Below are 12,284 nucleotides of genomic sequence, written 5' to 3'. Positions count from 1 at the left end.
AAAAATAGGAGTCTTCCTTCAGTTAAGCAAACTTAAGGAACTTTTTTGGTATTTATTTATGCAGGGATTGGAGCATTTAAAATGAAGAATGAGCATTATTGGGTTTCAAAGCTTGGATTAACTCCTCATCCAGAAGGAGGATATTATAAAAGAACGTTTCAATCAGAGGAATGTACTTCTGATCAAGAATTATCTGTGAATTTTGTGGGAACACGTAATCTCTATACAAGCATTTATTTTTTATTAACGTCCAACGATGTGTCCCACTTTCATCGATTGAAATCAGATGAATTATGGTATTTTCACGCTGGAAGTCCATTAACCATACACATCATCAATGAAAATGGTGAATATGAAGAAATTAAATTAGGAATAAACCTTGATAATGGAGAAGTACCTCAAGCTTTAGTGCCGAAAAATTCAATCTTTGGTTCGTCTGTTATGGAGGCAGATACATTCTCACTAGTAGGCTGCATGGTTTCTCCAGGCTTTGATTTTCAGGATTTTGAACTGTTCACACAAGCAGACCTTATATCCAAATACCCTCAATATAAGGAAATTATTTTAAAATTAGCATATGAAAAGATTCCTGAATAGAGAAATTTGTTTTCTTCCGGTTTACTGCTGCTTGTCTTAATCGGCCATGCTTCCCATCCTTATCAAGACAAGCTCACCAATTATTCTCGAAAATCACCATATTTACATAAAAAAAGAGGGGTATCTCCCCTATTTTTAGTTTTCTTATTTGAGATCTTTTTCGTTATCCTCGTTTAAATCATTTCTAAGGATATTCAAATCCTGCATTGCTTATAGGAATTTAAATTTGCTTCTCTTCAAACTTTAAAAGGGCAAATGGCTCTTTTGACCGAGCTCTATTTCAAGAAGTTTCTTATAAAACTTTCTCACCTTACCATGCAGAATGACTGAATTTGTCCGAATTATATGAGCATATTTTCCGAACCAAGAGAACACTTACTAAAGAAAAAGGACGCTTTCTATACTCAGGAAAAGCGCCCGCTTACTGAATTAGTATAAAGGATCTTAAAAGTCTCTAACGAAATGTTAGTTGCTGAATAGGCGGATTAAAAAACCATTTTCTTCAGCATGAGGCATAAAAAAGGTGATTCCATAACTTGAGGCTACAGCCATAATTACTGTCCAAAGGAATAAACTGGTCAGCATCCAGCCGGTTACCCTCTTTCTTGTCGAACCAAAGCTCATTCCCATAAAAGCGGAAATATGAGATCCAACGAAAAAAGGGCCAATAATAGCTAAGCCAGGTAAGCCATACTTATCAAAAAGTGCCCGTGCGCGTTTGCCTTTTTTCGACTCTTCCATACCTGCAGCTTCAGCTTGCGTCGCCGCAACTTCTTCCACATGCATAATATCTTGCATACGTTTTTTTTGTTTTCGCTTTCTCATCCATTTCTTCACTTGATCCACAAAAACAATTAGCAGAACCACTGTCAGAGCATTCCCTAAAAAGGCAAATATCGCTGTCAGTACTGGAGATAGACCTCCGATGATAGCCAATGGAATCACAGCAACAAGTTCAAATAACGGAATCGCTGCCAGAAGAAATACAAATAGATACGATAAAAGCATATCCTTCATCCTCCCCTTTATTCATATAGTTTTTTTACTTCCGACCAAAAAATAAAATACTGCCCAATGCCAAGTACAGTCAAAGCGATGACAGGGAGCAACTCGACTTCTCTAAACAGGGCAACCGCAACAATGGCTGCCGGAATGGCAAAGTAGTAGTAAATATATACTTTTCGACAAGCCCGATACGTAATATATTGATGCCCTTCATCTTCTTCTTTGAGCTCATAAGGGATGAAGGTAAGAATACGAATCTTCCGGTCTGGGTATTTACGGTTAAAACAAACCATTGTTCCGAAATAGATGATGACAAAAATAGCATAAGCAATAAAAATAATAGTCGTCATGTCATTCCGCTGCTCCAATACGATACTCACCGAATAAATTACCGCAAGCCCAATAAGAAACACACTCATTGTAAAAGGTGAACGCAAAAACCTTTCCATGTTCACTCATCCTCTCCTTCTATCCAAAACACTTCCTCTAAATTGACACGTAATGCTTTAGCAATTTTCAATGCTAACAGCACAGACGGAGCATAGTCACCTTTTTCAATCATGCCAATGGTTTGGCGAGTGGCTCCAACCAATTTACCTAAATCAGATTGAGTAAAATTATGCCTCGCTCTTAATTCCTTCACTTTATTTCTCAGCATATTTAACATCCCCTATTACCGTTTCCTGCTTCTTCATTGTAAAGAATACTTAACATTAGGTCAAGAATATTTGTCATTTTGCCAAGAATTCATACCATTTAACTTAGTTGCTCATAATCCAAAGCCTGTGGTTATGATAGATTCTCAAAAAATTGAGGACTTAAATGTGATTTTCGATGCTATTGGCTTCGTGGATTCTCGACAACATTTTCATTAATCTCCTTTAACCAAACGAAATGATCCATGAAAAGCAAAAAAAAAGAACCTCCAAATTTGTAATGGAAGCCCTCTTGCTCATGATTGTGTTTAAAGTTTCTGTGGAATATAAGGTTTTTAATTCGATGACTTCGCCAACTTGCAACTGTCGGTACATGTTTTCATCAATTATTTATTGAGGCTTATCTAAATATAGGCAGCAAACTGATTAAAGATGTTCGACATGTGATAAGGGATTATTTTTGCTTCTCACCTATTGGTAATTAAACAATAAATTAACGATCCTATTCTTATGCTATTTCTTTTACTGCCTTCGATGCTTCTATCACTTCTGTGCCGGTCCAACTATCGGTAAAGGTTCTCTTTCCTTTTGAAAGAAGGAACATGATCCCATCCATACATAGATAGATTATGTAAATAAAAATAGGTAAATAGAGGTTCTTGTAGTCCATGTCATTTGCTATATGATAAGCAAATAAGAATATAAATAGACCTGCTATTCCGTTTCTTATAAAGCACCATATAAACAATTTAAATTTATTGCTATTTTTTACTATTAAACCGTTAAATCTGTAGCCCCATGGTAAGGTCATTTGGAAATTAGATCCTAGTGATGTGATCATAAACACCAAAACACCCAACAGCAGTATGCCATTCATTATTCGAGTCAGCAATGGATTCCATGTATCTCCGTCACTTGCAACGAAAGGCAAAAAGAGTAAAGAGATGATTGCTGCAATAATAAAAGTTAGGATTGAAAGAATTATAGGGATAATGATTGAAAGAAATAAATCAATTACATACCCAAGTAGCCGTTTTCTTATCTTCACTTTTTCACCTCCCTTTCATATTTTACGATAAGACTCTTTTAAATAAAAAACTTTTCTTTAAAAATGTTATTCAACAATATGGCAAGTTTGTTGGATAAAAGTCATGACGATTTTTCCACTCCCCTTAGGTTCTTAACGTTAATTATGATATAGAAAAAAGTGCCTAACCCCTTATATACCAAGAGATTAGACACATTTAAAACAGGTTTATAAAAGCGTTAAATTTCTCTAGCAGTTGGGGCATGGCCTGCCAGATAACGTGTTAATGCGAGGATCAATGTTTCCTGAGCATATCCAGCGTTGGTTCTTACCAACTCCTTTATTTTGGCTGTCAGGGGACGTATTCTTATTCAACAAAAGCAATTACTTTAAGTACAGGATTTCACAATCATTTTTTACACCCTCGTACATGCAAAAAGACGCCTTCTTATTTAAGAAAAGCGCCCGACTGTTGAACAATGAAACATGCGAAAGATCGCTCTGCAAATACGTTCAAATTTATTTGACTAACACACCCGTTCTGCCATCCATAAGCAGGAAAACACCCGCTTCACCATAGAGAATGAAAAGGGCTTCACACCGTCAATACTGCTTCTGCGGCTGGGCGTGGAAGTCACTGAATTATGGTGCTTTAGGACCAATCAACGCCACCCCAAGAGGATTGCAGCTTTCGCAAGAGAACAATTTGACCGAGATGATACGTATCGTGCATCATGATATTGCTGAGTAAACGCTCAATAGAGTACCTGTTAGCTGCATAGGGAGCTTTTAACTTTTCATCGTCGAGGTCTGCAATGACCGTCTTTAATTTATTCATAACTTCATTAAGACGCTCCACTGTCTGGGCCCACCCAATTTCGTCTTCTGGATCCCCCGGATTTCCAAAGGTTTCTTCATTGTCTTCTGCCTTATGCGGATTCTCAGTTCCCTTAATTCGATGGATTACGTCTTCATTCCAAAATATCAAGTGGTTGACAATCTGCCAAATCGAATTGCTGATTCCCGAACTTGTCCATGCTGCCTCAGCTGCGATGACTCCATGAAGTGCCTGATCCATGGATGCAAACCAATCATTCTCATGGCAATGCATGTCGAGCTGTTCTAAAAACATTTTGGTTACAACCTGCATACAACCAATCTCCTCACTGTTTAGTGTAATCTGTCAAAGTTAAAAGACAAGAAATAATTTGACTATAGTATAAATTCCTCTATTGGGTACATTGGATCATCAACTCACAAACTTTTCCGTTATAGAACAGTTAACGGACGATGCTTTATTAAAACATTGCCTCCTCATAAAATTATCTATTTGGAAATGAGATATTTTTCTTTGAAGATTGGACTAAGCTCACTCCATACATCAAATTTATTACCATCTAAATCATAAAAAACAAAATTTCTTCCTGTGTGTCCTCTATCCTCAATCTCTCCAACTCTAATTTCAATTTGCTTAAAGTCTTTATGAATTGCTTCTAATGCATTTAATCCATTTACTTCGAATGTTAACGAAAAACGCTCATTTCCGTAAATATCGAAGAAATTAGAGCTTTGATTTTCATTAGACTTCACAAGAAAAATGCTTTGATTAGCAAAGTTTAAAATTGCTTTATCTTGATCTTTGTAGCTTAACTCTGCTCCTAATTTATTTACATACCAATCAGAAGAAAGGTCTACATTGGTTACTGGTATATATGTTGTACCAACTCTTAATAATTTCTCGCCCATTTTTTATCTCCTCCCAAATTCCGAAATATTCTAAATTTAATCATTCAACAAAAAACCCTTACTTCCTGCATTAAGTAAGGATTTTATACTGATTTATGCAACTGTTATTCAGCTAACTTCTCAATCGTTAAATAAGAAAGAAACCCAGGGCTGCCATTATGAACAGCACGAAGAGTTATTAATTTCAATTTTGACTGGTTGGGGTGTGCAGCAGGATGAATCAGTCTTCATTGACTCCACATCAGCTTTAGTATAGAAAAATTCCCATTCGTTTCCGTCAGGATCCGTCACCCAAAATTTATCCTGCGTTGCATAGCAGCAAGTAACATCCATTTCTTCACGGGCAAAGAAACCGAGTTTCTCTAATCGTTCTTTGTGCAGGAAAACTTCTTCCCGATTCTCGACCTGAAAACCAAAATGCCCCACCTGGTTTCCTGAAACCTCATCCTTTAAATTTAAGGTGAAATTAAGACCTGGATCTTCCAATAAAAACTTTGCATAATCTTCTTTTAATTTCACTGGTTCAGTATTAAATACCTTTGAGTAGAATTCAATTGATTGATTTAAGTCCATTACATTAATTCCTACATGTACCTTCATACTAATCCCTCCTTTAGGTCCTTATGATTTTTTTATATTAGCAGCAAGAGGACTGTTGTTCATCAGATGTGCCGCAGCAGGAAGGCTGTAAATTGGAAGTGCCGCAGCAGTAGTCTTCCTGTGTCGTTGCCTCCTTGATTTCATTATCACAGCCAGATGACTTTGAAGGTTTGCCAGTAAACTTGTTAATAATTTTCATTTTTAACAGCTCCCTTATTTAGTTTTGACTATAAATCAATTTTTTTTGATTTATAATTAAAGTATATTAGCAATTTTTTCTAAATGCAACCAATTTATCAAAATAATTTGATTAATTCTTTTAAGTGGTTTTTATCAATGGATTCAAATCTAATTAATGAAAGTCCCCACCTTGAATTAAAATTAACATTATGATAATTATCTATTTTACATATTAATCAAACTATTTTGATTTTACCGATTGACATATGAAAATTTTGGATATATGATTAACTCATCAAGAATTTTTGATTAAAGAAAGAGTGATTGCAATGAAATCAGAAATGACAAATCAAAATCAATCGACAGACCAGCTTTTTGAGCATTATGAGGGAAAGTTTAAAGCCATCGCAGATAAAAAGCGGCTTCAAATTATGAATATACTAACCCAGAATGGCTCCATGTGCGTGTGTGATCTCGCTCCACTAATGGAAATGAGCCAATCCAAACTGTCCTATCATTTAAAGATCTTACTGGATGCCAATATCATAAAAAAAGAAACAAAAGGCACCTGGAGTTTTTACGAGCTGAATCAAAAAGAATTAAATCACTTATTATCCTCAGAGTTATGCTGCTTGTTTAAACCTACTTGCTGCTAAATTTTTTTAAAGTATATATCAATTTTTTTTGATTAATAAGGAGGAGTTAAAGATGGATTATTACAATTATGAATTGATCATTAAAACAAAACAGCAGGAAATTGAAAGAATGTCTAATGAGGCATGGAAATTTGCAAACTCAAACGGAGAATCCTTTTTTAGAAAACTTGGCACAAGATTCTCTTCAGTAAAAGAAGTCTCAGAACAAAGCAAACAAAATCAATGTGTTTGCATTTGCGAATGCTAGGATGAATAAGCAAAATGGGCTAATTTAAGGATAAAAAAGTAAAGGAGCTGGTTTTTCACCAAGCTCCTTTACTACAACTAACAGCAGTATCTAATCCAACGTTAATGGCCAGAAATGCCTGAGCTTCACATTCCCCTTTGGCCACATCCATGCCAACTACTGGATTCAATGATTGTCTCTCCCTTTGTTATACTCGCCAATTATATAATTCGAGTGAATTTTTAGGTGGAAATAAGCTATTTAGTTATGTGTATGCTTTTCCCTACATTAAGTTATTACTAACGAACATCCCTAAAAGCCAACCAACGAGTCCGCTTATTAAACCTAAAATAATCATTGCTGACCCTTGCTTATCCCCCTGGTAATCTCGCCTTATTACAACTCCTATGGATATCGGAAAAAACAAGAGCATAGGCGGTATTATATTAAAAGATAATAAAACAACAGATAACCACCCGATTGTTAGGAGTATAGCTTTACCATTTTTTTGTTCATCTTTCATCAACATACCTTATTTCACATCCTGAATTTTACATTTATACCGAATTCCATCATATAGATAGCTTAATAATTATTGTTCTTTGTTTACTTTATTACCTTCTGGAATTAAGAAGTTTTTAATATCCGTTCTTTATTTGCTTCCAAATGACTGATAATTTCTTGAATTTGAGGATCATAGCTGCGAATAGTTTCTTCATTCGATGTGAGGTTTTTCTGAACAAATTCTTTCCATTCCATTTCAAGCTGCTCTACTTTTTTCCCATAGATCTTATCTATTTCATCAGTCAAATTGGGGCGATCATATATTTTCAGAAATTCTCCAATACCATATTGATTAATAAGATAGTTTGAGAATGAAGCAGATTCTATATACCCCAGCCACCTTAAAGAATAGGAGTCTTTATTTAAATTTGAATGGGTGAAAATTTTATCCTTACTCAGCAGCGTTTCCAGAGGAATACTGATTTCTTGGGTCATTAAATATTTCATAATATCGTGAACATCTCCCTGATAATTGGGAAACACTCTTCTATCCGAATAGAAATCCTGCATAAAGATTGCAAGACCTTCCAGTGTGGCATGCCCTTCAGTAGAGCCAAAAAAAACATGGGTAAGTTCGTGAATAAGAGGATAATTTCCTTCTTTTACCCAGTAAAGATGGATGGTGTTACCGTTCGTATAGCTTACCTTCTTATCATCATACAGGTGTAAATATATTATAGAAGGAGAAGACATTGGTGCATTTTCTTTTTGAAGAGCATTGTAAAAACTAAGAGTTTCCTCTTTAATTTGCTTTATGGTAGCTTCAGAAAAACTGCCATTATTGAAAATATTTATTTCAATTTCCCCATCTTGCGTTTTAAATTTCCGAAAATCATTCTCTTGTGAAGAAAGTTCTTTATCGGATACTGGTGAATCTGTTTTATGGCCGCTGCAGCCAGCAAGAACTAACAATATCAAAAATACAAAAGAACCAAGTGTAATATACCTGCTCAACATTCTCCCACCTTCTTTAGAAAAGATAGTTATATGAAATTTCAATCCTAATAATCCCTTATGTAAAAATTCTTTTGTAACTATTTAAACGAACCCTCTTTATTACTTATATTACGGTTTAACTGTTAAATGGTTTCAATATTCCCATAATTCAATTTATTCTTTACCTGCATTCACCCTTTTTACCTGCCCCATGAGTACATTCCTTCGTAAAGAAGAAAGCCGATTATCCTACTTAGAAAAAGGAAAATCGGCTATTTCTTTATAAAATAAGTCTGTTTGTAAAACTTGATAATCGCCTTGGCAAGCCTGGCTGGTGGCAGCCTTTTTGATAATCTGGGCATTCTGAACAGCCTATTTCTTGGCCATGCAAATTAGTCATCTTCAAATAATTTTTCTCCTCGGTGGAGGCGCATGGCAATTTGTGCTGTATGCGGCATTTCTCTAGCAGTTGGGGCATGGCCTGCCAGATAACGTGTTAATGCGAGGATCAATGTTTCCTGTGCATATCCAGCAAACTCGGAATCCTCTTTTTCCCAATGATCATGTTCGACCATTGCTGCTTCATACATTTGAAATGAATGAAACTCTGCATCTTCTCTTAGTAAAGCATGCCCGAGCGTATTGAAGAGTTCACTTTTATCACCGCCGCGTGCCAGGTAATTTACTACCCATCTTGCTGATTCTGCAACCTGTTGTTGTTGATTCATCATCTCCAATAATTCTGAAGGATTCTGCGGTTCAGTTTCCACATCCTTTGGTTGCGGTCTTCTTGCAGACGGTGTATTGAGAAAACGATCAAGATACACACTCATTGCACCATGGAAAACAGCTCGGGTCAATTCAGGTGTAGTAGAGCGGCGTAACGATTCATGTACCGCATGTGCATGTGTAAAAGTATGAAGTACAGTAATCCAATCCCTGAAATCATTTTGTACATGGAAACGGGAAATCCGGTCAGCAGCCGCTAAAGCTACGAGCTGGGCCAAACGGGAAGGAGTGACGCCATTTTTAAGTGCATCCAACATCGTATTTATCGTTTTTATAGGGTCATCTGATAAAATTTGTTCAACCAATACTGTTTCATCGATATCAGCATCGCTTCGTGATGAGACATTAGCAAGGATATCAGGTAATTTCCGGAACGCCTCCATTAATGGTTTGACCAAGTTCACAGGTGATTGCCAGCTATGGGATTCTTCACTGCGGGATATATCACCGATACCAGGTAACAATGATGACAATACATAAGGTCGATGCTCAAAACCGATCTGATTTAAGATCTCGAATGCTTTATTATGAAAATCAAGAGTATGACCTGTATTTACATAAAAATGATCGGTGACCGCTGTCATCATCATGTCAGCAAGCTGTTCGTTCGAGAATCCCAATTCGATCGCGGTCAATAGCACCCGCTCAGCTCCCTGTGAATCGTGCACCTCGACACAATGACGATACCATTCTGATAATTGTTCGAATGATTGGGTATTCTTTTCATTTGATACAGGCAGGGATCCAATTAAAAAACGTGTTCCCATTCCGGAACTTTCCCGTGCAACGTGAACCAGGCCTTGGAACAGCGCTAAAACCTGCCCAGTTTTATCCAATATTGGCAATACATTTGTCATGGCTGTTAAAATCGTTAATCCCGATCCCCATCCGAGCCTCCGATGTGCAGTTCCGAATTCGACGCCGATTTTTGCAATCTCAGTCGCTGGAAAACCAGCTTCCATCAATCCGACAACCGATTTTGCTATGACAAGACTAATATTTTGCTCAAGGCAGTCACGTAATCGCTGCCTCAATTTTTCGATTGTCACCTTACTAAAAGGAACCGGGTGAACCCAAACCTCACCTTCCTTAATCTCGACAGGATAAGTAGGGACATCATCTGCCCATGGATCCAGGGTTCCTCCGCTTTTTATATCAAAGCGGGCATGATGCCAGTGACACGTCAATATCCCATCACATAGGCTTCCTGTATGGAGGGGAAAGCCCATATGCGGACAACGGTTATCCACCGCATAAACTTGTTTTTCGTAAACAAATACGGCAATTGCATGACTTCCACCTTTAATTACCTTTGCACCTTCATCTTCAAGCGTCTTTAATGAACCTGCATAAATCAATTCTGACAATGGTATCACTCTCCCTAATGAATTCATAGAGGATTAACAATAATTGTTATCTATTATTTTATATTATTGATGGAATACAGGAATCCTTCATAGGTGTGGACTTTTTTCATCCAAAAGTCTGAGAATCGACCCAAAGACAAAGGTCTAACTTCGATATGCTCTCGCTTCCAATAGCCATTCATGTATTGATAATCTTATGAATCTGAATCGCTTCCATGTTATTTCAGCTGTTCCCTTTTTTGAGGAAGGGATAAATTTTTGATTTGCCTCCTCTCACAACGACTATGACTGGTAACCTTCAATTCTGAATTTATTACACAGATTATAAGCAATTGTGTAATCTGATATTTTCTTAAAGTAACCTGCCCCGTTAGCTAAAGAAGAGAATTACTTTACTTCTATGGCAAATGCATAATTAGCATCTCCATTAGATGTGTTCTCTTTCTTTTCATCCATCCACCATGCGCCATATGAATAGTAATAAATCCCTTTTTGTGCAGGCGCTGTGAAATGATTGTTACTTATTTTAACTTCCGATTCTTCAGCGTTGCTTATTTGCAGAACATGAATTTTATTTGGTTTTGGTTCATATTCCATAATAAAAGTTACAATATCACCAGGACTTACTTCAATTGGTTCACTGCCTTCCAAAAGCTCGATTGGTCCAGCTTTATCCACACATTCAGCTTGACCTTTCGACGACCAGCAATAAGTTCCAAGTATAGTTTCGAACCTTTCGTTATCCACCTCTATAAAGGCTTTAGGTGGCTTAGGCTCTTCTTGAGTCACACCTTTATTTGTACACCCAGTGATGATTAAACCCAAGAGAACTATAATAAGGTACCTTTTCTTCATGATTGTCTCCTCCTAAAAAAAGAATGCACCAATATCTAAGCAGGCATCTGTTTATCTATTTAGACGATGTTCGTTATGTATTGTTGCATCCAAAACGAATGAATATATAAAAACGCAAACTAAAAGGGCAATTATCCTTTTGAGGACCAATGCCCAATTATCATAATAGGATTGTTTTGTTGGACAAACCTGCCCTTTCGTATTATAAGGTCAACTAGAAATGAAAATATTTCTGGTTGACCATTTTTTATATCGATATATGATCTAACGGCTCCGTTAACCAGAAAAAGTAAAGTGGGGACATAATAAAATAAAAATTATATAAAATTTTGAGCCACTCTTATTGGGAAAAATAGCCATTAATAATATAACCAATTTTCCACATCCTATTTAAATAACAAATATTTGGAGGTATTATCATGGCACAATTAAAAGATATCATGACATCAAATGTTGTTACAGTGAACGAAACACAGAGCGTACAAGAAGCTGCGGCATTAATGAGCCAATATAATATCGGAGCTATCCCTGTAGTAAATAACAGCAAGCAAATAGTTGGGATTGTAACAGATCGTGATATTACCCTTCGTACGACTGCTCAAGGAGAAAATCCTCATACACCGGTCTCTCAAGTTATGACTGCACAGCAAATCGTACAAGGGACACCTGATATGGATGTTCATCAAGCATCAAATTTAATGGCACAGCAGCAAATTCGCCGATTGCCGGTAGTTGAAAATGGACAAATAGTGGGGATGGTAGCTTTAGGGGATTTAGCCGTACAAAATCAATATGCAAACGAAGCAGAACAGGCGTTGCAAAGCATTTCAACTCCTTCTGCACCACAAGAATAGTAAGGAGTTCGTTTGATTTTACGAAATAATATAGCACAGACCTCCACTAGGTCTGTGCTATTAGGTTATATTCAAAACAAAACAAAGAAACTGAGAACTTCCGATAACAGCCGACATCTTCGTTAAGCGCAGGGCCGAGTTATCTTCCCCTTTAAAGAGGAGAAATTATTAACATCTACTTGTAAAATATTGTTTTTATCTACTTCTAGACGTGAATTTCCGTAAA

The 12,284-nt window shown here is 36.6% G+C and carries 16 protein-coding genes; 4 read left to right on the top strand and 12 right to left on the bottom strand.

Annotated elements, in window-relative coordinates; all coding sequences use genetic code 11:
* Positions 1-81: 81 nt before the first annotated feature.
* Entirely contained in the window at positions 82-597 is a 516-nt protein-coding gene (locus ACEQ1T_RS08085; RefSeq protein WP_370222383.1) for a cupin domain-containing protein, read from the top strand.
* Between the two features lie 465 nt (positions 598-1,062).
* Here ACEQ1T_RS08085 and ACEQ1T_RS08080 read toward each other — a convergent pair whose 3' ends face one another.
* From ACEQ1T_RS08080 to ACEQ1T_RS08045, 8 genes are all read right to left on the bottom strand, one after another.
* Positions 1,063-1,605 (bottom strand): small multi-drug export protein, encoded by a 543-nt coding sequence (locus ACEQ1T_RS08080; protein ID WP_244671285.1) that lies wholly within the window; start codon positions 1,603-1,605, stop codon positions 1,063-1,065.
* Between the two features lie 17 nt (positions 1,606-1,622).
* Positions 1,623-2,051, bottom strand: coding sequence for a hypothetical protein (locus tag ACEQ1T_RS08075; protein WP_206844240.1), 429 nt, complete (start codon positions 2,049-2,051; stop codon positions 1,623-1,625).
* A gap of 2 nt (positions 2,052-2,053) precedes the next feature.
* Positions 2,054-2,260 (bottom strand): helix-turn-helix transcriptional regulator, encoded by a 207-nt coding sequence (locus ACEQ1T_RS08070; protein ID WP_206844237.1) that lies wholly within the window; start codon positions 2,258-2,260, stop codon positions 2,054-2,056.
* A 506-nt stretch (positions 2,261-2,766) separates the two neighbouring features.
* The gene (locus tag ACEQ1T_RS08065) at positions 2,767-3,306 is read right to left on the bottom strand and encodes a hypothetical protein (RefSeq protein ID WP_370222381.1); all 540 of its coding nucleotides are present in this window, start codon (positions 3,304-3,306) and stop codon (positions 2,767-2,769) included.
* Positions 3,307-3,937: 631 nt separating this feature from the next.
* Entirely contained in the window at positions 3,938-4,435 is a 498-nt protein-coding gene (locus tag ACEQ1T_RS08060; RefSeq protein WP_370222379.1) for a DinB family protein, read from the bottom strand.
* A 176-nt stretch (positions 4,436-4,611) separates the two neighbouring features.
* Positions 4,612-5,031, bottom strand: coding sequence for a VOC family protein (locus ACEQ1T_RS08055; protein ID WP_370222377.1), 420 nt, complete (start codon positions 5,029-5,031; stop codon positions 4,612-4,614).
* A 156-nt stretch (positions 5,032-5,187) separates the two neighbouring features.
* Positions 5,188-5,631 (bottom strand): ArsI/CadI family heavy metal resistance metalloenzyme, encoded by a 444-nt coding sequence (locus ACEQ1T_RS08050; RefSeq protein ID WP_370222375.1) that lies wholly within the window; start codon positions 5,629-5,631, stop codon positions 5,188-5,190.
* Positions 5,632-5,668: 37 nt separating this feature from the next.
* A complete protein-coding gene (locus ACEQ1T_RS08045) occupies positions 5,669-5,830 on the bottom strand; it encodes a hypothetical protein (protein ID WP_370222373.1) in 162 nt (53 codons plus the stop codon).
* A gap of 310 nt (positions 5,831-6,140) precedes the next feature.
* On the opposite strand from ACEQ1T_RS08045, the gene ACEQ1T_RS08040 reads away from it, so the two are divergent.
* Positions 6,141-6,467 (top strand): ArsR/SmtB family transcription factor, encoded by a 327-nt coding sequence (locus ACEQ1T_RS08040; RefSeq protein WP_370222371.1) that lies wholly within the window; start codon positions 6,141-6,143, stop codon positions 6,465-6,467.
* A 52-nt stretch (positions 6,468-6,519) separates the two neighbouring features.
* Complete coding sequence (locus tag ACEQ1T_RS08035) at positions 6,520-6,714, top strand: hypothetical protein (protein WP_370222370.1); 195 nt, start codon at positions 6,520-6,522, stop codon at positions 6,712-6,714.
* A gap of 262 nt (positions 6,715-6,976) precedes the next feature.
* Here the strand turns inward: ACEQ1T_RS08035 and ACEQ1T_RS08030 are convergent, their stop codons facing one another.
* The 4 genes from ACEQ1T_RS08030 to ACEQ1T_RS08015 form a co-directional block, all read right to left on the bottom strand.
* The gene (locus ACEQ1T_RS08030) at positions 6,977-7,222 is read right to left on the bottom strand and encodes a hypothetical protein (protein ID WP_370222368.1); all 246 of its coding nucleotides are present in this window, start codon (positions 7,220-7,222) and stop codon (positions 6,977-6,979) included.
* Positions 7,223-7,320: 98 nt separating this feature from the next.
* Positions 7,321-8,256, bottom strand: coding sequence for a hypothetical protein (locus ACEQ1T_RS08025; protein WP_370222366.1), 936 nt, complete (start codon positions 8,254-8,256; stop codon positions 7,321-7,323).
* A gap of 329 nt (positions 8,257-8,585) precedes the next feature.
* Positions 8,586-10,349, bottom strand: coding sequence for a Rieske (2Fe-2S) protein (locus ACEQ1T_RS08020; RefSeq protein WP_370222364.1), 1,764 nt, complete (start codon positions 10,347-10,349; stop codon positions 8,586-8,588).
* 387 nt (positions 10,350-10,736) lie between these two features.
* A complete protein-coding gene (locus tag ACEQ1T_RS08015; protein ID WP_370222362.1) occupies positions 10,737-11,204 on the bottom strand; it encodes a hypothetical protein in 468 nt (155 codons plus the stop codon).
* A gap of 419 nt (positions 11,205-11,623) precedes the next feature.
* Here ACEQ1T_RS08015 and ACEQ1T_RS08010 point away from each other — a divergent pair, with 419 nt between their 5' ends.
* Positions 11,624-12,058, top strand: a complete 435-nt coding sequence (locus ACEQ1T_RS08010; RefSeq protein ID WP_206844211.1) for a CBS domain-containing protein — start codon at positions 11,624-11,626, stop codon at positions 12,056-12,058.
* Positions 12,059-12,284: the final 226 nt, after the last annotated feature.

This window comes from Cytobacillus sp. (assembly GCF_964223445.1).
GTDB lineage: Bacteria > Bacillota > Bacilli > Bacillales > Cytobacillaceae > Cytobacillus.
The sequence above is the reverse complement of the archived record's forward strand: the minus strand, read 5'-3'. Positions and strand labels throughout refer to the sequence as shown.